This window comes from Bdellovibrio sp. HCB185ZH (assembly GCF_047302455.1).
In the GTDB taxonomy this organism is placed as follows: Bacteria; Bdellovibrionota; Bdellovibrionia; order Bdellovibrionales; family Bdellovibrionaceae; genus Bdellovibrio.
The window spans coordinates 1,487,411-1,511,832 of record NZ_CP178624.1 but is presented as its reverse complement, the minus strand read 5'-3'; the positions used below and the strand labels follow the sequence as shown (position 1 = coordinate 1,511,832).

Annotated in this window: 20 protein-coding genes; 15 read left to right on the top strand and 5 right to left on the bottom strand. The window is 46.3% G+C overall.

Annotated features, from left to right (window positions below; translation table 11 throughout):
- Window positions 1-3 precede the first annotated feature (3 nt).
- The 10 genes from ACLSU7_RS07360 (at window position 4) to ACLSU7_RS07315 (ending at window position 10,332) form a co-directional block, all read left to right on the top strand.
- Window positions 4-834, top strand: a complete 831-nt coding sequence (locus ACLSU7_RS07360; RefSeq protein WP_413294911.1) for a CheR family methyltransferase — start codon at window positions 4-6, stop codon at window positions 832-834.
- On the top strand, window positions 834-2,336 hold the full coding sequence (locus ACLSU7_RS07355; RefSeq protein ID WP_413295385.1) for a chemotaxis protein CheW: 1,503 nt from the start codon (window positions 834-836) through the stop codon (window positions 2,334-2,336). The genes ACLSU7_RS07360 and ACLSU7_RS07355 overlap by 1 nt, the downstream gene beginning before the upstream one ends.
- A 131-nt stretch (window positions 2,337-2,467) precedes the next feature.
- Window positions 2,468-3,391, top strand: a complete 924-nt coding sequence (locus ACLSU7_RS07350; RefSeq protein ID WP_413294910.1) for an HlyD family secretion protein — start codon at window positions 2,468-2,470, stop codon at window positions 3,389-3,391.
- Window positions 3,391-4,965, top strand: a complete 1,575-nt coding sequence (locus ACLSU7_RS07345; protein WP_413294909.1) for a DHA2 family efflux MFS transporter permease subunit — start codon at window positions 3,391-3,393, stop codon at window positions 4,963-4,965. The genes ACLSU7_RS07350 and ACLSU7_RS07345 overlap by 1 nt, the downstream gene beginning before the upstream one ends.
- An 81-nt stretch (window positions 4,966-5,046) precedes the next feature.
- Complete coding sequence (locus ACLSU7_RS07340; protein ID WP_413294908.1) at window positions 5,047-5,622, top strand: nucleotidyltransferase family protein; 576 nt, start codon at window positions 5,047-5,049, stop codon at window positions 5,620-5,622.
- Complete coding sequence (locus tag ACLSU7_RS07335; RefSeq protein WP_413294907.1) at window positions 5,615-6,280, top strand: XdhC family protein; 666 nt, start codon at window positions 5,615-5,617, stop codon at window positions 6,278-6,280. The genes ACLSU7_RS07340 and ACLSU7_RS07335 overlap by 8 nt, the downstream gene beginning before the upstream one ends.
- Before the next feature lie 156 nt (window positions 6,281-6,436).
- The gene (locus ACLSU7_RS07330) at window positions 6,437-7,171 is read left to right on the top strand and encodes a TIGR02147 family protein (RefSeq protein WP_413294906.1); all 735 of its coding nucleotides are present in this window, start codon (window positions 6,437-6,439) and stop codon (window positions 7,169-7,171) included.
- Window positions 7,168-8,466 (top strand): ankyrin repeat domain-containing protein, encoded by a 1,299-nt coding sequence (locus ACLSU7_RS07325; RefSeq protein WP_413294905.1) that lies wholly within the window; start codon window positions 7,168-7,170, stop codon window positions 8,464-8,466. The genes ACLSU7_RS07330 and ACLSU7_RS07325 overlap by 4 nt, the downstream gene beginning before the upstream one ends.
- A gap of 167 nt (window positions 8,467-8,633) precedes the next feature.
- Window positions 8,634-9,380, top strand: coding sequence for a TIGR02147 family protein (locus tag ACLSU7_RS07320; protein ID WP_413294904.1), 747 nt, complete (start codon window positions 8,634-8,636; stop codon window positions 9,378-9,380).
- A 349-nt stretch (window positions 9,381-9,729) separates the two neighbouring features.
- Window positions 9,730-10,332, top strand: coding sequence for a hypothetical protein (locus tag ACLSU7_RS07315; RefSeq protein ID WP_413294903.1), 603 nt, complete (start codon window positions 9,730-9,732; stop codon window positions 10,330-10,332).
- Between the two features lie 52 nt (window positions 10,333-10,384).
- Here ACLSU7_RS07315 and ACLSU7_RS07310 read toward each other — a convergent pair whose 3' ends face one another.
- The 3 genes from ACLSU7_RS07310 to ACLSU7_RS07300 all read right to left on the bottom strand — a co-directional run bounded on the left by ACLSU7_RS07310 (window position 10,385) and on the right by ACLSU7_RS07300 (window position 13,137).
- Window positions 10,385-10,792, bottom strand: a complete 408-nt coding sequence (locus ACLSU7_RS07310; protein WP_413294902.1) for a hypothetical protein — start codon at window positions 10,790-10,792, stop codon at window positions 10,385-10,387.
- Window positions 10,793-10,846: 54 nt separating this feature from the next.
- Window positions 10,847-11,944 carry a BON domain-containing protein gene (locus ACLSU7_RS07305; protein ID WP_413294901.1) on the bottom strand — a complete coding sequence of 366 codons (1,098 nt, stop codon included), beginning with the start codon at window positions 11,942-11,944 and terminating at the stop codon, window positions 10,847-10,849.
- A 110-nt stretch (window positions 11,945-12,054) separates the two neighbouring features.
- Window positions 12,055-13,137, bottom strand: a complete 1,083-nt coding sequence (locus tag ACLSU7_RS07300) for a hypothetical protein (protein ID WP_413294900.1) — start codon at window positions 13,135-13,137, stop codon at window positions 12,055-12,057.
- Between the two features lie 126 nt (window positions 13,138-13,263).
- Here ACLSU7_RS07300 and ACLSU7_RS07295 point away from each other — a divergent pair, with 126 nt between their 5' ends.
- Window positions 13,264-14,595, top strand: coding sequence for an amidohydrolase family protein (locus tag ACLSU7_RS07295; protein ID WP_413294899.1), 1,332 nt, complete (start codon window positions 13,264-13,266; stop codon window positions 14,593-14,595).
- On the opposite strand, the gene gltS is transcribed toward ACLSU7_RS07295, so the two are convergent.
- A complete protein-coding gene (gene gltS / locus ACLSU7_RS07290; protein WP_413294898.1) occupies window positions 14,579-15,760 on the bottom strand; it encodes a sodium/glutamate symporter in 1,182 nt (393 codons plus the stop codon). The two genes, ACLSU7_RS07295 and gltS, sit on opposite strands and share 17 nt — an antisense overlap.
- A gap of 90 nt (window positions 15,761-15,850) precedes the next feature.
- On the opposite strand from gltS, the gene ACLSU7_RS07285 reads away from it, so the two are divergent.
- From ACLSU7_RS07285 to ACLSU7_RS07270, 4 genes are all read left to right on the top strand, one after another.
- A complete protein-coding gene (locus ACLSU7_RS07285; protein WP_413294897.1) occupies window positions 15,851-16,207 on the top strand; it encodes a hypothetical protein in 357 nt (118 codons plus the stop codon).
- Window positions 16,208-16,300: 93 nt separating this feature from the next.
- Window positions 16,301-17,587 (top strand): TolC family protein, encoded by a 1,287-nt coding sequence (locus ACLSU7_RS07280; RefSeq protein WP_413294896.1) that lies wholly within the window; start codon window positions 16,301-16,303, stop codon window positions 17,585-17,587.
- Window positions 17,587-18,033: a hypothetical protein gene (locus tag ACLSU7_RS07275; RefSeq protein ID WP_413294895.1), complete on the top strand. Its 447-nt coding sequence runs from the start codon at window positions 17,587-17,589 to the stop codon at window positions 18,031-18,033. The genes ACLSU7_RS07280 and ACLSU7_RS07275 overlap by 1 nt, the downstream gene beginning before the upstream one ends.
- Before the next feature lie 8 nt (window positions 18,034-18,041).
- A complete protein-coding gene (locus ACLSU7_RS07270; RefSeq protein WP_413294894.1) occupies window positions 18,042-21,188 on the top strand; it encodes an efflux RND transporter permease subunit in 3,147 nt (1,048 codons plus the stop codon).
- Window positions 21,189-21,257: 69 nt separating this feature from the next.
- On the opposite strand, the gene ACLSU7_RS07265 is transcribed toward ACLSU7_RS07270, so the two are convergent.
- Complete coding sequence (locus tag ACLSU7_RS07265) at window positions 21,258-24,380, bottom strand: efflux RND transporter permease subunit (RefSeq protein WP_413294893.1); 3,123 nt, start codon at window positions 24,378-24,380, stop codon at window positions 21,258-21,260.
- Window positions 24,381-24,422 lie beyond the last annotated feature (42 nt).

Here is a 24,422-nt window from a genome sequence, read left to right as displayed (position 1 = left end):
TATATGTCGACTGAAGCTGAACGTACTTTGAGTGGGCCGGCCCTGCGCCGGCTGATCAGTCTGGTAAAACAACATACGGGCATTACCATGGAGGAGCGCAAGCGCGAGCTCTTGTTCTCCCGTATTCGCCCGCGTATGAAAGAACTGAATCTGTCGACAGCTGAAGCCTATATTGACTATTTGGAATCTCATAAAGAAGAGATTCAAAAATTTGTGAATACGATCACCACGAACGAAACGATCTTTTTTCGAACGCCGGTTATCTGGGATTACTTTGGAGCTGAATTCCTGAAAAATTGGAGTAAGAACAATCCTGGAGAAATTTTGCGTATCTGGTCTGCAGCCTCTTCGACAGGGGAGGAATCTGCCAGCATCGCGATGATGTGTGAGGAACACAAGCGTTCTACTCCGGGTTTTCAATACAAAGTGTACGCCTCTGATATTGATACCGATGTTTTAGACAACGCCCGTAAGGGTGTCTATAAAGCTCGCAGCATTGATGACATACGAAACCGCATGCCACAATTGTATCATCGCTATTTTATGAACAGCACCAAAGCCGATCCGCATTTGGCCGAATCAGTTTTGGGAAATATAGAGTACTTTGTACACAATCTGCATTCCCGTGGCACGCGCACGGTTTTTTTCGATATCGTATTTTTACGCAATGTTTTGATTTACTTTAATGAGCCAGATCAGGAATTAGTCCTTCGCAATATCTATGCAAGCCTTAAACCTCAAGGAGTGTTGATCATTGGGGAGGCCGAATCCCTGGCTCGCTTGAAAACGTCTTTTGAATACTCCAAGCCCCTAATTTACAAGAGAGCTGCGTGATGAGTGCTGTGAGTGGAAAGAAAATTTTAAATAAGCTGCAGATGTTTGCCTCCTTTAAACTGGGCTCGACGGAGCTTGCAATTTCCGTAGTGTCTTTGCAGGAAGTCGTGAATGTGCCTGAAGCCATAAGCCCGGTGCCCCTGGCTCCGTCTTATCTAAAAGGTATTTTTAACTTGCGTGGGACAGTGATCCCTGTGGTGGATATGGGGATATTGCTGGATTTGTCTCACTCGGAAGGGGCAGCGGGGAAAATCGCAGTCGTTGTTGCCGATGGAGTGAAGATAGGCTTGTACTTTGATTCAACCTCGGAAATTCTAAATGTCCCGGCGGATTCAGTTTGTCATTTCAATGATAATCCTGAAGGTGTTCGCTCCGTTGTAAAATCAGTTTTGAAATTGAACAACGGCGAGCGCCTGGTGGAAGTGATTGACCCCGCATCCTTGCTAAAGATTGAAAATATCGCGAGTCTCGTGACCGCTTCCCGCGGTAACGGCGATGAAGCGAAGAAAAAGAAGTTCACGCGTCGTCAGTGTATTACTTTTAAATCCGGCTCCCGCGACTTCGGTTTGAATTTGTCAGCGATCCGGGAAATCATCCGTGTACCAGAAATTAAAAGAAGCTCCATGCAAGTGAAATACTCATTGGGTGTGGTGAGCCTTCGTGGGGTGGTGATTCCTGTTTTGGACTTTAAAAAGTTTTTGCAAGTTGATGAACTCGGTACGGGAGAGGATGCGGAAGCTCAGCGGATTATCATTCTAAAAATTCAAGAGTTCTTTATTGGTTTCCTGGTCGACTCCGTCGATAGCATTAAAACGTATTTCGAGGAAGACCTCTTGCCTATTCCTATGTTCAAACAGGAAAAGGTGAACATGATGCGCGGGATGCTGGCCGTTTCAGAAACCTGCAATGTCCTGCTGCTTGCCGAAGATCAGCTTTTCACTGATGGTGAAATTCATGAATTCACCCGCGGTCACAGTGCTCTGTACTCCAAGGAAAATTCAAAAGCTTTGGAAAAAGAAACCGCCGGGGAACGTCATCCATATATCTCCTTTAAACTGGAATACATGCTTTCCACTCGCCTTAGCAGCGTGGATGAGATCGCAAACCTGACCGAAGACATGGTGAAGCCTCCGGGTTATCCCGATTACGTGGTCGGTGTTCAACACATGCGCGGTGAAGTCGTGACGCTGGTGGATTTAAGAATGTATTACGGAATGAAGTTCACCGGGGATTATTCGAACTCGCGCATTTTGATTGTGCGGGGAGCTCAAGGCAAGATTGGTTTGCTGGTGGATTCGGTCGAATCAATTGATACAGTGGATGAGGCAAAAAAGATTAAGATCCCAAGTTTGTTTGCCAAAGATGCGATCACAGCTCTTCGTGGTGACATTCAAGAAGTGATCGAAATGCCGGATCAGTCGGGGAAAAAGAAAATCTTCATGGTGCTCGACATGCCGGAAGTTCTGAATAAGCTTCTGAATCCTAACGGGAGCGCCGCTTAGTCTTTCTCGAGGTCACTTCTGGGGCCTAACATCTTGATACTATTGGGGCCTCGGTAAATAAATCCCGAAGCTTAGTTGCCTTAGTAAATGACATTTGTTAAACCAAGGGCATTCCAGATGGAGTGTTCTCTATGTCTTCAGTAGCAACGCCGCAATGGGCGCAAACGTTTCGTTCTCTTTCCGAAAAACTTGTTTCCCCGGCTCTTAAAGAAAAAATCAAGCAAAGCCCCTTGGGTAAAATCAATTTAAATCCCAAGCAGAAAAAGATCGCCAAGTGGGGCGGCATCGCGGCTTTGATTCTGATTTCCATCGCAAGCTACAATATCTTTTTCTTTGAAAGCACTGATGATGCCTTCGTAAAGGCGCACTTGCATACGGTCAGCCCCAGAATCATCGGAACCGTGGTTGAGGTGATGGTACAGGACAATCAGCACGTTAAAAAAGGTGATGTTCTGGTTCGGCTGGATAAAAGAGACTATGAAGTTCAAGTGAAAGCCGCTCAGGCACGTTATGGAAAATCCCACCGGGACTTAGGACGCTTTAATGGTTTCGAAAATCTGGGGCCTTCGGAGCGACCCGTGTTCGATCAATATCAATCCGATGCTTTAGTCACCGAAGCCGACCTGCAAAAAGCACAATTGCAACTGGAATACACAACGATCGTTGCACCTGAAGATGGCAAAATCGGTAAAAGAAATGTCGAAACAGGGGAACTGGTACAACCAGGGCAACCGTTGATGGCATTGATCGAAGAAGAACCTTGGATCGAAGCGAATTTTAAAGAAAATCAAATTCGCCACTTTAAGCCCGGGCAAAAAGTCGAAATTAAAGTCGATGCCATTCCTGGCAAATCTTTTTTAGGTCGCTTGGATAGCGTTTCTCCAGGATCGGGCTCCACGTTCTCGCTTTTGCCTCCTGATAATGCGACAGGAAACTTCACTAAGATCGTGCAACGTATTCCCGTTAAAATCGTCTTTGATAAAGAAGATATGAAAGGCTACGAAGATAAGCTGATCTCCGGCATGTCCACAGAAGTCTCCGTTAGAATTCACTAATGTCTACAGCTGTTGCTCACGGTTCAAGCGCTGAACCTAAAATGGATTTCAAAGCCTGGCTCGCCGTGTTCGGTGCCGTGCTGGGCGCCTTCATGGCCATCCTGGATATTCAAATCACCAATGCTTCTATCCGTGACATCACCGGGGGCTTAGGCGCCACCTTAGAAGAAGGCTCTTGGATTTCCACTTCCTATCTGGTTGCAGAAATCGTGATTATTCCCATCAGTGGGTGGTTGACCCGGGTTCTTTCTTTGCGAACCTATCTGACTTGGACATCGATTTTGTTTTTGATATTCTCGGTGGCTTGTGGCCTTGCGTGGAATCTGGAATCGATGATTGTCTTCCGTGCGTTGCAAGGGGCGACGGGCGGAGCTTTAATTCCTCTCGCCTTTCAGGTGATCCTAAGAATGCCACCCTCCAAGCGCAACGTGGGGATGGCGATGTTTGCGATCACGGCGACGTTTGCGCCTGCCATCGGTCCCACAGTGGGCGGTTATCTGACTCAGATGTTTCACTGGTCTGTGGTGTTTTATATGAACCTGATTCCCGGCATCTTTTTGATGGCGGCTATTTATTTCGGAATCGATAAGGCACCCAAGCAACTGGAACTTTTAAAGCAAATCGATCGCTGGGGAATTATCACTATGGCGATTGGACTTTCATCGCTGACGATTTTTCTGGAAGAAGGAGAGCGCAAAGACTGGTTTAATTCGACAACCATCGTGTGGTTGGCGATTTTATCCGTCGTATTCCTGGTGGCCTTCCTGGTGATTGAATTGCGAATTAAAAATCCATTTATCAATTTACGTCTGCTGATGCAGAAAAATTTCGGCTTTGGATGCCTGGTCAACTTTGTGGTGGGTCTGGCGATGTACGGAGCGCTTTATCTGTTGCCGCTCTATCTTGCGACTATTCAAGGTTATAACTCCATCGACATCGGGCGCACCATGATGTGGGCGGGGATTCCACAACTTTTGATTTTGCCCTTTGTACCTAAGATTCTGGCTCGGGTGGATGCGCGCTGGCTGGCTTTTGTGGGTATAAATATTTTCGGTATCAGCTGTTTGATGAACAGTCACTTAACGGCTGACGTTGGTTATGACCAGTTGATGTGGTCCCAAATTGTCAGAGCCATGGGCCAACCCTTATTGATGATTCCCCTTTCGACTATTACAACGGGCCTGGTAGCCCCGCAAGATGTGGGCTCGGCTTCGGGATTATTTAATATGCTTCGAAATCTGGGAGGCTCTGTCGGGATTGCTCTTTTAGGGACGATGATGAGCCACCGTGAAAAGTTTCATTCGGCCATGCTCACAGAAGGTGTCAGCCTTTTTCACAAAAATACTCAGCAGCGAATTTCAGATTTGCAGAACTTCTTTATAAGCAGTGGGGCGGATGTGACGACGGCCCATCACAAGGCCCTTGCAACAGTCGATATGTTGGTTCGCAAACAAGCAAACTTACTCAGTTTCAATGATTGCTTTAAGACAGTTGCCATCGCTTTGATCGCGAGTTCCGTTTTGATTTTACTTTGCGATAAAGTCAAAGGCGGCGGTGGCGGTGAGGCACACTAGGACTTTTAACAGTCTCCGCAGGTCTTCTTAGATATTCGGTCACCTGGAACGTATCCTAGTTTCTAAAAAAAGGAACTGGTTATGAGCCGAATTTCATGCGTTCTAATAGCTGCAGGAAGTTTTTCTCCCGTCGTTGGGAAAACCCTGATCCGAGAAAACATTCTGGATATTTTAAGTATTCCCTTTGAAGAGGTCATTACGGTGACGGATCAGGATACGGAGGCTTACTACCAAGCTCTTCGAGATCTTCCCTTAAAGGTCACTCACAATGCCGAGTCTGCCCTGGGACAGCATAGTTCCATCCGCAATGGCTTAACTCATTTGCGTAAATACTGCGACGGTGTTTTGATTCTGCGCGCGGATGATATCAATCAGGATGTCAGTGTTTTGCAGGATATGATCCGTCTTTTTAGATCGCAACTGGGTAAAAGCATCGTTCACCCTTCGGGGCGAACTTTGAATTTGCAGCCTATGTTGATTCCGCGGGAATTTATTCCTGACATTTTGCAATTCGAAGACGGTGACTATGATTGTTCATATCTGTTAAAACGCTATCCAGTGCGAGTTGCGCCATTAGAAGTGGCAAGCAATTCCTATGAGACAGATATAGGTCCTTCAGATGATTTTTCAATCACGCTGGTGTCACAACATGGGTGAGGATTTTTTTAGCCTCGGCATTGAAAGAGTTCCGGTCGGTGAAACGATTCAAGTCGACATTCCTTTAAAGTTTGCGGCAGCGGCGAACGGGCTGGCTGCGACCTATGGATGGCGCCTGCAGATTAACGACACCACGGAAATGGATGGAATTGAATTCGCGGATGTATTGATTCAGATGTCGGCCGAGATTGCGCAGGCACGTAGCCGCAATATGCGCAGTCTTCGCGAGGTGATCATTCCCGATACTCCGTGGATAGAGCAACCGCCACTGAAATCAAAAAAATGTGTGCTGTATGGACGATCTCGGCTGACGGAGAGTCTTGAAAGACATTTGATGCTTTTGGATTTTCAACCTCGCATTGAAACCGATCTAAGCAGTTTGGTTTTTCGCGCGGACGAAATCGTCATCGTGGGCACTCAATCCCCTAGGGACTTGGATCTGGTGGCTTGCGCTCTGATTGCGCGATCCTCCCACGTTGCTATTGTGGGGGATGAAAAGCGCGCTCACAGCATCGTAAGGCATTTAAACCGGTCTGCAGAAAAAATGGCCAAGGAGCCTGTCTATTTGCCTGCTGGCGTGGATATTGGGGCTCGGAACGCAGATGAAATGGCTTTGAGTATCGTGGTTGAAATCCTGCTCCGGGGAAAACTGAATTGACATTAAATTCTGTCTAAAAGGGCTTTAAACCCATCATGGGAACAGTTTAAAGCCCCCATTAACAAAGTGATCCCGAAAATGGGAACACTATGTTTCAAAAGCATTGATTCCGAGACTTTATCCGGTTATGTCCCTCTCTCTCGCGGGGATTTGACTATGGTTGAGCTGATTAAAACAGAACTCTTACGTCGTAAAAGAGACAATAAAAACTATTCTCTGCGCGCCTTTGCCGAATTTCTGGAAATCTCTCCAGGTCGACTTTCAGAACTTATTTCTGGGAAGCGTCCCCTCAGTAAAAAAATGAAAGTCAAAATCTCCCAGCGTCTGGGTTTGACAGAAATAAACAATTTGCTGGAGTCGCAGCCCCGAAATCTGACCTTCTCTGATCGCAGCGACTATCATTTTCTTTCCAATGATGCCTTTGCGGTTCTGGCTGATTGGTATCACTTTGCGATTTTATCCTTAGCCGACACCCGAGATTTCCAAGCGGATCCTAAATGGATTGCCAAGCGCTTGGGGATTTCCGCTTTAGAGGCTAAGGAAGCCTTAAACCGTCTTCGCAACGTGGGCGCGATCGAATTCGACGGTTCGAAAATGAAAAAGACTAATAAGAGCGTGCGTGCAGGAAACGGTTTAGACTCCCAGGCTTTACGCATTTCTCATCGTCAAAGTATTGAGCAAGCCCTTTTATCCCTGAATGAAACTCCGACAGACTTGCGTGATATCACCAGCATCACCATGGCCATCGATCTTAAGAAGTTACCACTGGCGAAAAAGATCATTCAGGAGTTCCGTCATAAAATGGCCGACGTGATGGAAGTCGGAAATCAAACCGAAGTTTATAATTTGAATATTCAGCTGGTACCGGTTTCGACAAGAAGGACTTTATGAAAACAGTTTTAGTATTGGTTTTAAGCTTTCTATCATCGCTTGCCTATGGACATTTTATCGATGGCCAAGACCGTGGAAACGGGGGCGATCAGTGTGAAATGCGTATCGCCGTTATTCGCGCTGATTTTGAAAATTGGGTTATTAAAGGGGCGTCGGCGTCGTTAAAGCTTCCCTATGGAATTACTCATGAGCAGTATGCTCGCACGATGCTCACTCAAATGTCGACCGCGACAGTCAGTTGCACCGAGACGGTCTTGACGGTGGGAGCCGCTGAAAAAACGTGTTTGAATTTCACAGATGGGCAGGGAACTCCGCGTATTCTTTGTAACGTCGATCGCTTCATGAATGCGATGGCATCAGATCAGTATGTGTTAATTCACCATGAGTATGCGGGGTTGGCAGGTTTTGAAGTCAATGATGGGGAGAAATCAGATTATCGTATTTCTTTTCAGATCGCTGATTATTACCAAGCTCGAGGCGATTCGTCTTTGCAAACGTATCCCACACCAAAATGCTCTTTGGATCCGCTAAGAGCTGTCTCAGACAGAATGGCCACAGCGATTTATGAAAACAAATTGGACTGTGTTCGGTTCCTCGCTCCGCAGTTAGGATATACAGAGCAGGTCTTGGTTTATCGCTATGAGCCTTTGCTTCCAGAACTTTCGAGTCAAAAGTTTTTTATTCTTACTCCATTGGCCTTCGCCGCGGCCTTGGGACGTGTCGAAGTTATAAATACGCTAATCGAAGCAGGATTCAATCCAAACTTTTCCCAGACCTGGGATTACCCTCTGAATGTGGCGGCTATGGCCGGTCAAATAGAGTCGATAAAAGTTTTGGTCGCAAGAGGTGCCGTAATCAATGTCACTGGAAATGGCAAAATCCATCCGCTTCATTCGGCTCTGTCGAATCTTGAAGACAGTACTTATCAAGTCTCTCGCGTCTACGACACCGCCAAAACTCTTTTAGCGTTGGGTGCAAATGCAGATGCGATCAGTACCGGTCATACGACGCTTTCTCGTGCTGCTGAACAATCTTCGTTGATAGATTTGTTGGTCAAAAATGGAGCGTCGGTTTCTACTGTCGATAAATATGGCCGGACAGCGCTTTACTATTGTCGCTCGGAGGCTTGTGTAGGGCGCTTGGTAAAACTTGGCGTCGATGTGAATGCGACTGATAACAGTGGCAGTCGCGCCATCGATATCGTAGCGACCGCAGCAGCAGTAAAGGCATTACTTAATCAGGGCTCATTGCCGCGACGGGAATTGGTTCCTGTTCCCAAAGAGACTGCTCCCTAAATCGTTCCCAAAAATTGGAACAGTATGACCTTTGACTGCCAATGGTAAAATCGAATTTCGTTGCTGGGTTAAAATCTTTCCTCTGAAATTATGATTATGAAATCAGAAACTTCAGGCTTTAATCGCGGTAATAGCTAATGGCTCGAGTTCACTCGTATGAAATCCTTGTGGCTGAATATGAGGCTCGTCGCAGTAAAAATACACGATTCTCTCGCAGAGCCTTTGCGGCCTTACTACAGGTTTCCAGTGGTCGACTTCATGAAATCATGAAGGGACAGCATCCCATCACTTTGAAAATGGCAAAAAAAATTATAGCCAAACTGACCTTCGATGAAAAAAAAGCGGACTATTTTTTGCGTTTGGTAGAAAGTGAAGCGTACCTTCGAGTAGATGGCCGTAAGAGAGTTCGTCCTAAGAGCACGCGCTTGTTATCAGAGGATGAATTTGCCCTGGTCAGTGATTGGGAATACTTTGCCTTAATGGCGCTGGCAGAGACCGCCACATTTCGGTCCGACATTCCCTGGCTGGCTAAGAAGTTGGGTATTTCTGAGAAGCGCGCAGCCGAAGTTGTTGCACATTTGCTCAAGCAGGGATTGTTCAACAGGGATGAGGCCGGCAGATTCAAAAATACCTACACCTCGATGACGACCCTCATAGACATTCCTTCAGAAGTGGTCAGAAAAGCCAATATCGAATGTATCCGTCAAGCCATTGAAAATGTCGATAGAATCGACGTGATGAAAAGAGACGTTTCTTCTTTGACTCTGCCCGTGGACATGGAGCGAATCTCTGAAGTCAAAGCTCTGATCCGTGAGTTTAAAAGCAAGGTCACAGCACTTATGGCCAAAGAACAAACGACAGAAGTTTATAACTTAAATATTCAGTTCATTCCCGTTTCTGAAATCGGAATATAAAAAGGGCTCGCGAGTCCCGCGAGCCCTTACAACTGACTCCTCCCATGGTGGGGGATACTTTTTCGACTCTTCCTTTAATCGAGGAACCATATCTTCCATGGGAACAATCACCAAAAAACACACATAGAACTTATCGGTTGTTTACCGACAGGACTTCTGTTCCGTACAGGAAAGTATGTCGGAAGTGTTCTCAATCTTGATTTTCAATTTGGGAAATATGTCGGGATTTGATCAGAATATGGATGTTCCCTGTTTTTATGCATTCAAATCGAAGCTAAGAGGCTTTTGTTTAGTAATCAAAATAAGATAATGAAGTCGATTTTAGGACAAACAATCAAAGGAGATTGAAATGAAGGTTTTAAAACTGGCTCTTGGTGTTCTTGCGTCTGTCGCAATTTCGCAAACGGTTCATGCGGCTGCCGATTATTCGGATTCTGCTGCGAATGAAATGCAGAAAACGGGACCAAATACTCTGGAAAAAACGGGCTCTATCGAAGCCCGCGCGCAGGTAGTTAAAATCGATAAAAAGACTCGCGAGATCACTTTTAAACCTGAAGATGGTGAAAACGTGACCGTCGTCGCAGGCCCAGAAATTAGAAATTTCGACCAAATTAAAAAAGGCGACACCCTTAAAGTAAACTACATGGAATCTTTGGTGTTGGAACTTAAGAAAAAAGAAAAAAAGGATAATGGGGTGGTAGCAACCACTGATATCGTTCGTGCAGCGCCAGGAGAAAAACCAGGCGGTCACGTGGTGCAACAGCTGTCTGCGACGGGTACTGTAACAAAAGTGGATAAAAAGAAACAGGAAGTGACGGTCAAAGGTCCTCGTCGTACGATCAGCTTCCATGTGAAAGATCAAAGCGTTCTGGATGAATTGAAAAAGGGCGATCAGATCGAAGCCAAGTACACTGAAGCGTTAGCTGTTTCAGTCGAAACGATCAAACGCTAAACCAAAAAGCCCACAAAAAGAAAACCCCGGCTTGAACCGGGGTTTTTTATTTTTAACGACCTGCGGGCGGAGAGCTTGGATTCGGAGAGCCTGGAGAAATCGGCGCTCCACTGCTGCCCGGAAGTTGATTTGTATTGGGCATGTTGTTTGATGATGGCGAAGAGTTCGTGTTCCAATTGCGATTGGATGGATTGGAATTGGTGTTCTGTGAATCTCTCATGGTATCTGTTGTGGAATTTGTGGGCGCTGAAGCACTCCCACTCATCGGACTTGGGCGATTGATCCCAGGATTGGTTTGGCTTGGATTTGTCTGGCTGGGATTTGGATTATTCCCTTGATAGGTACCAGGGTTTGCCATTTGCTGCTGCTGTTGAGTTCTATAGGGATCGTTTTGAGAAGTTTGTGCGCCCGCTGACGCCGCAATCATAGTCAATGCGGAAAGAGTTACGAGAGTTTTCATAGGCTGTCTCCTTTAAAGAAAGATCCCGCTTTTCAGCGGGATCTTCGACTGAACTTAGTGATTCGGATTTTGAGTTGTGCTCGAACTAGAGCTTGCGCGCTTTCCCGCGGACGAACCTTTCGCTGAAGAAGTGCTGCCGTCCGTGCTAGACTCGCTGGCGCTGGATTCATTTTGTGAAGATGAAGACGACCAGTCATGCGTGGATTCTTTTTGAACACGAATGTTATTTGTTACGTCTTTGACTGAAGAAACACGCTCTGCCAAATCCTCTGCCATGTGCTTCATTCGACGTTCTGTCACCGTGCCGGACAAAGTGACTTCGCCATTTTTTACTTCAACTTCGATGTCGTTTGCATCGATTTCTGCATGGCGAGTCAACATGTCACATACGTCTTCTTTGATACGGTCATCGGAACGTGTGTAAGATTTTGGACCGCGGCCTTCAAAGCTTGCGCTGCTTGAGCTGCGACGGGCTTCATCACGACCTTGACCACCACGGGAAGAACCATAGCTGTCTTCACGCAGGCGATCGCCACGGCCTGAATAAGATTGAGAGCCTGTATAGTCACGGTCTGAATAATTTTGAGAGCTATAGTCTCTGCTGTAACTGCCATAGCTAGGTGAAGAGTCAGATTCTCTGTCTTCGTTAAAACGCGAGCTTTCATAGCTGCGACCATAAGACGAGCCTTGATTGTTGCGGTCTGAACCATAACGATCCCAACCACGATCACTGCGATAGTCGCCACGATCAGAACGAGAATCACCACCGCGGCCGAAGTTCATGCGGTTGCGGCTGTTGTAATCGCGACTATTGCCAGAGTTTGTGTCGTAGTCGCTGGTTGCCTGCCAGTTATTTGAATAACGGTCTTCGTTGGAATTGTAACGATCGGAACCATAGCGAATGTCGCTATTGTTGTTGCTGCTGCCACGGCCGTAAGCTCCGCGTGTACCGCCTTCAAAGTCCCAGTCACGACGGCTGCTGGATCCGCCTTCCATGTTATAGTCACGGGCGTTTTCATCTTCATTGTAGCTGGAAAAATTTCCTCGTTGTGAATCTCTGTCACCACTCCAGCGGGATTCGTTTCTTGAAGAATAAGATCCTTGTGATGAGTAAGGACGACGGCTTTCGTTTCTATTTGATTTATTGTACATAAATACTCCTTTTTAGTTGGAGTATCTAAGATCTACCTGTCGTTGCTGTCTGCCAATTCCGGTTGTTCAAATACAACAACTGATTCTGCGGTTTGAAGAAATCGCAAATGCTAGATAGCAATGATGCTACGAATCCACGGCTGATGTAATTTTCCTCGGCCGATTTCGATACGCACTTTGCTTCCAAGTTGCAACTGTTCATACAGTTGCGAAGAGATCGTAATATCCAGGGGCAGAATGATTTCCTGCGCGGGAGGATTCGGAGAAATTTGGATGTGGTAGGTGATATAGTGTCTTCCGCGACGACGGCGATGCATTTGCGTATAATGACCTTCGACGGAAGCTTCGATGATCGTGCTGGGTGAACGATCCAGATGAATATTGATGTCAGAGAAAAGTGCGATGCCGCCGATGGGAATGCTGAAGGCTAAAATCAACACGCCTTCAATGATAATTCGGTGTCCGCGGGAAGATCCTTTGAAAACCCAAAGAATCAGAACGATCAAGCTGAGGGATAAAAACCCCGCGAATATCAACGCAACTTTTGCCATCGCATTACTGTTTATATAAACGTCTTCGTGAAGAACCGCCCATTGCATCAGACTTGAAAGACTGTAGCCCGCGAAGCTCCAGATCAAGGCTTCGGCAATAAGTGCTTTGATGAAAAACGGATCAAATTCTTTGGGCTGTCTTTGAATTTCTTCAAGTTGTTTGGAAAGCGCTGCCAATAGATTTGCCGAGCTCACATCGACCCGGTGGTCTCCATGGAAATGGACTCGCAAAAGATTTCCATCGCAGAAAATATATTCACAGCCATTATTAAAAAGCTCCATGATCAGGCGACGTGATTCTCGATCATGCTGAATCTTGCGCATGAAGGAAGAACTATCGGAGGCGATATAAACCAAATCATCGAAAATTAAATCTTGAGTCTGGATTTCGTCAGCCAGACCCCAATTTTTAAAAAAGCGGTCCATCTTGGATTCACGAGTGAGTTTGAAAATGACTTTGCTGGGAAAAACGCGGTTCCACGAAGTGGCTTGCACGGTGCCCTGCTTGTTTGTCATCACATTCGTGAAGAGTTCTATGCCATCGTGCATAGATTTATTGTCAGCAACGATTTTGATGCGTCGATTGCTAAAACGGATAGCAAACGCAACAGCGCTAAAAAGAAGTTTAAGAATGAGCCACATGGGTCAATTGTATTCTGTTTTGTGCGAACTACGAAGCAAAACTTGTCTTTTAAAACTTTCGACAGCAGGGTTTCAGCTCTTTTCAGTCTTCTTTTATAATTAACTTTTGTATGAAAGGGGATTCCCATGCGCCAAAAGGTCACGGTTCTTTTTTTAGCATTTCTTTTTGCGGCCTGCTCCCATAAGTCTGAACCCAGACAATTCTTTGGAGAGGACTTAACCATTCTGAAGGGGGCGCGCCTGGTTGATGGAATGGGAACTCCGGCGCGGTATAATGTGAATATCATCCTTAAGGACGATCGCATTAAGGCCATCTTGGATGCGAAAGAGCCCCTTCCGACACGAACCAAGGTATTTGAGTTAGAGGGTAAGACGATCATGCCAACTTTGATGTCGTCTCATGTCCATTTGGGTATGACGAATGGTGTGCAATCGGGTTCTCGCGAAATAAATGAAGTGAACGACCTTCGTCAGCTCTATAAATTTGCAAAATATGGCGTCGGCACGGTTCTGTCACTGGGGACGGACTTGGATGTGATTTATAATATTCGCGCCAACAGTCAAAAAACCGACAGCACGTTGCCTTTGGTTTTGACCGCCGGTCGAGGATTCGGAGTTCCTGGTGGAGCACCACCCGCGGCCATGGGGATCGACCAAGTGTACCGTCCTAAAAATGTCGCCGAAGCAAGAAAACAAGTCCGAGAGCTTGCAGCTAAAAAACCGAATGTAATTAAGATTTGGGTGGATGACTTTGATCACTCCATGAAAAAGAAAATGGAACCGCAGATCTATCAGGCTATCATTCAAGAAGCCCATACAAATAAAATTCCGGTGGTGGCTCACGTGTACTATCTTGAGGATGCAAAATTGCTGGCGCAAGCAGGGGTGGATGCGTTTGGGCATAGTATTCGTGATCAGCCAGTCGACATGGAGCTGATGTCCTTAATGAAACTGCACAACATCGCCTATATTCCGACACTGTCACTGGATGAAGCAGGTTTCGTGTTTGCAGAAAAACCTGCGTGGATGAAAGAAGATTTTTTCCGGGGCGCCTTGGATCCGGGTATTGAAGATTGGTTGAATAAAACCTATAAATCCAAAGCCTCCTCCCGTGAAGATCTAAAAATGGCAATGAAAAACGTCATGACATTATATAAGTCGGGCATCGTCGTGGGACTGGGCACTGATTCCGGAGCGAACTTACAACGCATCCAAGGATTTTCTGAACACCGCGAATTGCAGCTTTTGGTTGAGGCCGGTTTGACACCCGCCGAAGCCATTCGGGTGGCTACGGTCAACAACGCCAATATCCTGGGTATTGCCAAAGACTATGCGGGAATCGCCGAAGGCATGAAGGCGAATCTTTTGATTTTAGATGGCGATCCTACGGAAGACATTACCAACACTCAAAAGATTCATTCGGTTTTTATAAATGGAAAACTTATCGAAAGACGTTAAGACAAAAAGTAATGGCCGCCGCATTGATAAAATCAATGAAGCAAGATCCCACCAAAGGCACAATCAAAAACGCTTTGGGTGCGGGTCCGTATTTTTGCGTCAAGGACTGCATGTTGGCCATGGCGTTCGCTGTTGTTCCCATCATAAATCCTGTATACCCGGCAGCGATCACCGCAGATTCATAGTTGTTCCCGGCAATCCACATCACCGGACCCAACGCCGTTAATACAACCAATAGAGTTTGAACCAGCAAGAATATCAAAATCGGACCGGCAGCGTTTTGCAGCTCTTCGAGTCTTAAGCTCATGATGGCCATGGCGATAAAGAGTGTCAGTGATACGGAGCCAATTTCTTCAATCCACTCCGATTTGATTTTGAAAACCGATGTCGCATCTTCAATATTTCTAAAAGCAGCAGCGATTACCATTGATCCAATATAGATCGGTAAAGTCACACCTAATGAGCTGATCCAGGAACTCAGCGTGGTTCCTAAACCTAAAATCAGGCAAAGACCCAAGGCATGATATAAAAGATCGCGACCCGGAACGAATTTTAAAAGCTGAGAGTCATCGACTTTCACATTTACCGCCGATTTATCGCTTTTTAGATTTCTTTTGTTAATTAAATAGGTCGCAAGGGGAGCGCCGACCAGGCCACCCAATACGATGCCTCCCATCGCCGTGGTCAGTCCAATCACCGATGCGTTTTCAATTCCGATAGCTGCAAATGCCGGAGCAAAAGCCAACGCGGTACCGGGGCCGCCGGTTAAAGCAACAGGTCCGGTTAAGACTCCCACCAAAGGATTGAGATCCATGATTTTTGCGGCACTCATGCCGGCCACGATTTGCAGAATCAATCCGGCAATGGCTAACAAAAGAAAATAAAATACGCCGCGGCCTCCCTGCTTTAACAATTTGAAAGAGGCGGCATAGCCCACAGACGCAAAGAAAGCGATCATCAATGTCGTTTCAAAAGTTTTATCAAACTCGATGGAAAATAAATTCTGTGATTTTAAGAATGAAATCACCATGGCCACAAGTAAGCCACCCACCACGGGCGAAGGAAGATTGTACTTATCTATAAAGTGAAACTTGGATTTCAAGTAACGACCAAAATAGACCACAAGGGCTGCAAGACCGGCTGTTTGAATGGCTGTAAAACTCATATGTTTAGGCTAGTCTCTGTCTGAGTCACTGTCCAGTGCGCATTGCGGTAATGGGTTTACAAGCTCCCGGAAACCACATAGATTGATTTCATGATTCGCGCCTTAGCCATCCAGATGATGTTCCTAATCAGCCTCTTCAGTGCTTGGAGTGTGGGCTATGCGTCTCAGTTTGATGACTGTTGCATCGAGCGACTTTCGCAAAGCACTGAATCTCATGTTTCGGAAACTAAAAGCAAAGCAGTTGCAACTATCGCGGGACATCCTGATGATTGTGCCGCTCGTTGCGATGATTGTGTTATCTGCCAGGCACAATGCAATCAGCACGGCGTTGTCACATTTGTGACTCCCGAGTTTGGCTTCGATTTAGCACAAGCACATGATTCTAAGTTTATTCATTCCTATTCGGATATTGATCCCACGGTTCTGAAAGAACCTCCTCGAGCATAATTCACTTACGGCGTTTCTGCCGTTTTTTTGCAATCACAGTTTATTACGTATTTCCGTCTGCGTTTTTTGAACGTCAGATTTCGGAGTTCAATAATGAAGTTCTTAATAACAAGGCCCATGGCGTGGGTCTTATGTACTTATTTAATTTTCATGGGCATCAAAGGATATGCAGCGAATGAGCAAAAAGAGGCTGGCCATCATCAGCATGGCAGCCATCCTGAATGCCCCCTTCCTCAATCGGCTATGGATATCTTAAAGTGCGCCAGTGAAAACCACCCACGTATTCGGGCGGCACTTTTAGATGAACAGGTCCAAAGCGAAGTCGAAAAAAAAGAGGCTCAAATCCCTAATCCCAGTCTGAATCTTGAATCCGTAGCGGGGGAGATGGGAAATGTTTCCCGAAAGGAAACTAAGATCTCTCTGATGCAACCTTTAGAACTGGGTGGCGCCCGCAGTGCGCGAATTGATCTGGCAAAAGCCCATACCTATCGCACCCGTGCGGAGTTTGAAGAAGTGCGCGCAGATATCATGATTGAGACCGTGATAAATCTGTATCGGCTGTATCAATTGAAATTACAGGCGGAAAGCAGTGAACGTACGATTCAAGCGTATCAAAATAGCATTAACTCTTTAAAACGTCGGGCTGCTCTTTCTCCCGAGCAAAGGGTTTCCCTGTCGGTTTTCCAAATGGCGTTAGCAGAAGCCAAGCTTCGTGAACTGTCCATTACAGAGGAACGACGATCATTGTCGCATTACTTTCATATGGCCACGGGAAATTCCTATGAAGAAATCAAGGGAGTTTTGCCCAATCAATATAAATGGCCGACACTGGCAGAATCTGCCGAGATCAAGTCTCCTGCGAAAGCTAAGGCCCTGGCTGAGCAGATGGCAGCTGAGGCTCAGTTAAGTCAGGAGCAGGCGAGTTCGTGGCCGGTATTGGCAATTGGGCCCATGGTACAAATGGAAGAAGAGGGGAATGACAAAGCAAACCTTTATGGTTTGCAGTTAAGCTTTCCGTTACCTCTATTCAATGTCAATGGTGGCGGTCGTAAAGCCGCACAACGGGGCGTACAAAGATCCCAGGAACTTTTGAAAATCACCGAACGTGTTCAATCCCACGAGCGAGAAGAAATTCTGCATAACTATGAAGACAGTCTGAAGGCTTTAAATCAAAGTCCCCAGTTCAATGAGATTGACCAGGAAAATCGTAAAAATCAAAAACTCGCTGCGAGCGGGTTGATCCCGGCAAGTCTTGCCATTGAGGCCCAACGCTCTAATGCAGAGCTGATTAAAACTTTGCAGGAGCGCGAGCTTAAAACCCTGCAGGCACTTTGGACCATCTACAAGTTAGACGGTCGTATTTTATCGGAGAGTTTATAATGAATAAATCAAATTACCTTTTATTTTTTGCGATATCTTTTTTCACTGCGAATTTGGCGTGGTCTTACAATACCAATAAAAGTGCTGAAAAACAGCACGAAGAACATCACGATGAGCACGGCCACGAAGAAAAAGAAAAGATCCTAAAACTTTCAGACAAGGCCAAATCCCATTTAAAAGTGGAGTTTGCCAACGTCACTGGTAAAAGTCCGTGGATCTTACCACGCACAGCTTTGGTACAAGTCAAAGATCGTACCGGAATTTATAAAAAACACGGTAACACTTTAGAGTTCATCGAAATTCAAATGGTGAAACTGGATAAAGATAAATTCACCTTCACAACCCAGGATCTTCAAAGCGGAGACGAAGTGGTGGTTCACGGCACGCATTTTGTTCGTATCATTGAATCAGAACTCAATTCAGAGCCCGCAGGCCACAGTCACTAGGAGGCAGCATGATTTCTAAACTGATTCGTCTGTCCATCTCCTATCGCTGGCTGGTGATTTTATTTACCTTCGTCGTCGGGATTTTTGGCTGGTACTCTTTTACTAAGCTTCCCATTGACGCTGTTCCTGACATTACCAACACTCAGGTGCAAGTGAACACTCAAGTGGAGGCACTGGGTCCTGAAGAAATTGAACGTGTGGTGACCCGCCCCGTGGAAACAGCACTGAATGGGATTCCCGGTGTTACAGAAGTTAGGTCTTTAACCCGCTTTGGACTTTCGCAAGTGACGGTGGTATTTGAGGATCGCACCGATATTTATCGCGCGCGTCAGTGGGTTTCTGAAAGACTGCAAAGCGTGACGGATAAACTCCCGAAAGGCTCCAAGGTAGAGATGGGACCTGTGACTTCCGGACTCGGTGAAATTTATCATTATGTGGTCGAAGCCGAGAAAGTCGAAACAGGTGAGCGTCGGATCAAGCAATTGATGGAACTTCGTGCATTGCAAGACTGGTACATTAAGCCGCGTCTATTAAATGTCAAAGGTGTGGCTGAGGTAAATTCCATTGGGGGTTACGAGAAGCAATTTGTGATTTCTCCGAATCCGCAAAAGATGGCGGCTTATGGCTTGCACTTTGATGATTTCAAAGATGCCTTCGCAAATATCAATCAAAATGTGGGCGGAGGATATGTTGAACAAACCGGGGACCAATTTTTAATTCAGGGGATCGGTGTTTTTAAATCGCTTGCAGATATCGAAGACGTCACCGTTAAGACTTTGGAAAATGGCCGAGTCATTACCGTTCACGATGTTGCTTCTGTTGGTATCGGTAAGGAACTCCGCACGGGAGCCTCTTTGCACAATGGTCGCGAAGTCGTGGTCGGGACTGTGTTGATGCTTTTAGGAGAAAACAGTCGCACGGTCGCTTTGCGCGTGTCTGAACAGATGGAGCAGGTAAAGCACTCCTTGCCGGAGGGTTATAAGATTGAAGTCGTTTACAACCGTTCGGAGTTAGTAAATGCGACTTTAAGAACAGTGGAACATAATCTTTTGATGGGCGCCTTTTTGGTGATCCTGGTTCTATTCATTTTAGTCGGGAATTTCCGAGCCGCTTTAATCACGGCGATCGTGATTCCACTGTCTCTTTTATTCACATTTATTCTGATGCGAAGATTTGGTATCTCCGGAAATCTGGTTTCCCTGGGAGCGTTGGACTTTGGGATCATTGTCGACGGCGCGGTGATCGTTCTGGATAACTGTGTTCGTCACGTCCATGATAAAACCCAAACTCTTAAGCGCAGCCTTACGCAGTCAGAGTTGGATGATACCATTCACGAGGCCACCACAGAAATCCGTACCAGTGCAGGCTTCGGTGAATTGATCGTGGTCGTGGTCTTTTTGCCAGTCTTTGCGTTTGTTGGCATTGAGGGGAAGATGTTCATCCCGATGGCATCGACGTTTATCTTCGCGATTTTAGGCGCACTGATCATGTCATTCACTTTCGTTCCGGCACTGGCGACTATGCTCTTAAAAGGAAAAGTCGAAGACAAAGAACCCTGGATTATGCACAAGCTTTACACCTGGTATGAACCTGCTCTTGCCTGGAGTTTAAAAACTCAACGGGCCATAATGGCAGGTGCGATCATCGCGGTGGTCTTAGGTGGTGTGCTTTTTTCCAGATTGGGAGGGGAGTTTTTACCTCAGCTGAACGAAGGATCCCTCGCAGTGCAATTGATCCGTCCGGTTTCAGTGGGACTGTCACACTCGGTGGCGATGGAGGAAAAGTCCCATGAGATTATTCAAGCTTTCCCCGAAGTTAAAGATGTTTTTGCGCGCATTGGAACGGCCGAGATTTCCATGGATCCCATGGGACCCAATATCGCAGACACTTTCGTGATGCTAAAACCGGTGAAAGACTGGCCCCGCATAGAAGGAAAGAAACGCACCAAGGAGGAATTGGTCGCTGCGATCCAAAAAGAACTCCAGGAGAAAGTTCCCGGCCAAACTGTTTTAATGAGCCAACCGATACAATTGCGTTTTAATGAATTGATGGAGGGCACCCGCGCCGATGTATCCTTAAAAATTTTTGGTGAAGACCAGGAAGTCCTGCAACAAAAAGCTCAGGAGATCGTCGAGATCCTGGAAAAGATTGAAGGTTCCGGTGATGTCGAACTTGAAGGCAAAGGTATGGTCAATGTTCTGGAAGTCACTCCAGATCGTCAGGCCTTGCGCAAGCTGGGTCTTTCTTCCGCAGAAGTCATGCAAACAGTCAGCCTTGCCATGGGCGGTGAGCAGTTGGGAGTGTTTTATGAGGGTGCTCGCCAAGTGCCGTTGGTGCTTCGCCTGGATGAAGAGCATCGTCAGGATTTGAATGCGATTAAATCTTTACCTGTCGGAGTGGGAACGAACTTAACGAAACCTCTTCACACTGTTGCCACCATCGGCTTTAAAGAATCACACAGTTCCTTTAGTCGTGAACAAACTCAGCGCCGGTTGGCGATTTTGATCAATCCTCGCGGCCGAGATACCGAGGGCTTTGTCAAAGAAGCGCAGGTCAAAGTCGCTGAGGCCGTCAAACTTCCGACGGGATACTATGTGCAATGGGGCGGAAACTTTAAAAATTTGCAGGAGGCAAAATCCCGTTTGATGTTGTTGGGGCCTTTGGCATTGCTTTTAGTCGTCTTGATGATTTTTGCTGCCTTTAAAAACTGGATTGAAACGGCACTGATTTTTCTTTGTATTCCGCTCGCCCTTATTGGTGGGGTGCTGGGGTTGCTCATCGCAGGATTACCGTTCAGTATTTCCGCGGGCGTGGGATTTATTGCTCTCTCTGGGATTGCTGTTTTAAATGGAGTTGTCTTAGTCAGCTACTTTAATGAACTTCGTAAGAAAGGTGAAAGTGGGGAGAGCCTGGTGAAAAAAGGTGCTTCCTTACGTTTACGACCGGTCTTGATGACGGCATTGGTGGATATCTTTGGCTTCTTGCCCATGGCGGTTTCATCCAGCATGGGAGCGGAAGTTCAAAAACCTCTGGCATCGGTCATCATTGGCGGGATTATCAGTTCAACGCTTTTGACATTGATTGTTTTGCCAGTGCTTTATCGCGCTGCTGATAAAAAGAATTGGCTGAAACACTCAGCATCTGATTCGAGGTAAGTCCGTACCTGTTAGAAAAATATAATAAAAAAGGGAGCTCCGAAAGGGCTCCCTTTTTTTGTGTCGAGATTAAACTTCAGTCGCATCGTGGCCGAAGACTTTGTGGTACTTCGCCATGAACCAAACCGAGAATCTATGGACGTACAAGTGAAGAGCTGGAATCACATAAAGTGTCAGCAATGTGGAACTGATTGTACCACCGATAACAACGATACCTAAGCTCGTACGGGATTTAGAAGCCTCATTCAGGCCGATCGCAACAGGGATCATACCCGCAATCAAAGCAAGCGATGTCATGATGATCGGACGCAAACGAGTGAAGCCCGCATGAACCAAGGCCTCATTCGGAGTTTTACCTTCTTTTTGTTGCTCCATCGTCGAGTCGATCAACAAGATCGAGTTCTTCGTCGCAAGACCCATCAACATCACGCAACCAATCATCGAGAACAAGTCGAAGCTTGAACGTGTGATAAACAGGCTTAAGAAGGCTCCGCAGGCTGCCAATGGAATTACGGCCATGATTGTCACTGGAGTGATGAAAGATCCATACAAGCTCGCTAGAACCAGATAAATAAACATCACACCCAAGCCCATAGAGACCAGGATGTTTTGCATAAGCTCCGCAAAGCGTTCTGCTTCACCCACGAAACTGAATGTCACGCCTGCCGGTGGTTTTAGTTCACCTTTAGTCAATGCAGTTAGTTCCGTCATCACCCCACCAATACCTTTACCACCGGGAGTGATATCGGCAGAAAGCTGGATGTAACGATTGCGGTTTTCACGCAGGATTTGGGAAGGACCTTGGGATGCTTTCACTTCCGCCACGTTTGCCAGTGGAACCAAGCGATTGTTCAGGTTCGGAACTTTCAAGTTTCCGTACTCTTTACGCAAGTCACGTTGATCCGGTTGTAAGCGAACGCGCACGTCATAGCTCACACCATTTTCACGGTAAATCGCTGGTGTGAGACCTTCAATCAAAGTACGAAGCTCATTACCGATGCTGGTTAAAGTCACGCCGGACATTCTGGCAATATCAGGCTTCATTTTAATCTGGAACTCTGGTTTACCCACACGGAATGAAGTATCGGGTTGGGACAAACTTGGGTTCTCTTTCAATTTTGCCAAAACCTTGTTCGAGTAATCGATCAAAGCATTCATATCTTGACCGACGATGTTCACGTTGAACTGACGGCTGTTCTGCTGACCCGGATTGTCGGTCACGATGATGTTATACTTCGCAAGCAGGTCTTTGTACTCTTCACGAAGAACTTCCTTCATTTGCGTCGTATTTTTCTTACGCTGCTTTGAAGGTACCAGACGGATGTACAAGTTCCCTTTGTGAGCTTCACCATTGGAAGAACCGATTTGGGCTAGAACATCTTCGATCTCTTTGTGTTTTTTCAGGCGGTCTTCGAGAGTTTTGGCAACTTCATCGGTACCGTCAAGGCTCGCTCCCGGAGGAAGCTCGAACATCACAAAGAATTCACCGTTATCCTGCGGTGGTAAGAACGTGAATGGTACAAAGCGGGCGATAAAGATAGAGAATATAAAGATCCCGATCGCACCCAGGATCGTCTTCATGGGATGAGCCAATGACCATTTAAGGGATTTGACGTATTTTTCTTCCAAACGAGATTGGAAGCGATCAAAAGCTTTCAAGGCTCTCTTGTTCCAAATACCGAATTTAGAAGTCGGCTCTGCATGGGAATGCGAACCCGCAACATAAGCTGAAAGGGCCGGGGCCACGAACAAACCGTCAAACAAAGATACGATCATCGCAAAACAGATCGTCAAACCAAACTGTTTAAAGAACTGACCAACGATACCTTCCAAGTTTCCGATCGGACCGAAAACTGCAAGGATGGTTAGAGTTGTCGCGATAACCGCAAGAGTCACCTCTTGTGTACCGACCACGGCAGCCTTTTTAGGGGACATGCCAGCTTCAAGTTTACGGAAGATATTTTCCCGCACCACGATGGCATCATCCACCAAAAGACCTACAACTAACGACATCGCAAGCAAGCTCATGATGTTGATCGAGAATCCAAAGATACCCATCACGATACACGCACCCAAAAGGGAGTTCGGCAAAGCGAAGCCTGTGATCAATGTCGATTTCATTGAGCCCAAGAAGAAATAAACCACGATGATGGTTAAAATCACACCGAACAAAATGGATTCGTACACGTCATAAACGTTGTCGCGAATTTTCTTACTCGTGTCCTGAGTGATTTTCATGGAGGCTGCGATGTTTTGATCCGTCAGCTGCTGGTTGATCTTTGTGACTTTGGCGCGGATGTCATCGGCAACCTTTACGGAGTTTGCTCCGGATTGACGATAGATCGCAAAGTTCACTGACTTTTTACCATTCAAGCGGGTGCGAGTGGACTCATCTTGAAGGGTGTCCGTGATTTTACCTAAAGTGCTGATTGAAACCGGGTGATAGACGTCAGCCAAGCGCAAAACCGTATTACCGATTTCAGCAATGGACTGATATTGCGCAATCGTACGGAAAGAATACTGTGTATTGCCTTCGTCGATTTTACCTGCAGGAACGTTACGCCCACCGGATTGCAAAGCCCCATTGATGCTGGTAGCGGAAACGTCGGCGGCATTCAATTTATTGTAATCAAGGCTGACATGGATTTCGCGCTTACGACCACCCAGGATTTCAACTTGACCCACTTGCGGGACTTGCTCGAACTGCGGAGAGATCACCTCTTTAGCCAAGTCGTATAATTTTCCGTCTTCCATATCAGAAAGAAGGGTGATGTACATAATGGGAGCATCAGAAGGGGAGACCTTACGGATAACCGGCTGGTCGATGTCATCAGGGAGTTCGCGCATCACGTTTTGAACTTTCGCGCGGACTTCTTGTTCGGCAAAGTTCAAATTCGTTTTCAAAGAAAACTCAACCATCACCACAGAAACAGAATCCATGTTTTGCGAAGAAACTTTTTGCACGCCAGAGATCGTGGCAAGTTCATCTTCCAAAACTTTGGTAACTTCAGTTTCAATTTCCTGAGGACCCGCACCACCATACGTTGTTTGGACAACGACGGTTGGGAAGGTGACGTCTGGAAACAAATCGATAGGAAGACCTTTTAACGAGATCATACCTAGGGTAAGCATCAGAATAACAATTGATAAAATAAAAACGGGCTGACGAACGGAAAGTAATGCTGGTGACATAGTGGATCGGAAACTATCAGGTCGCCGGAAAAAGACAACAGA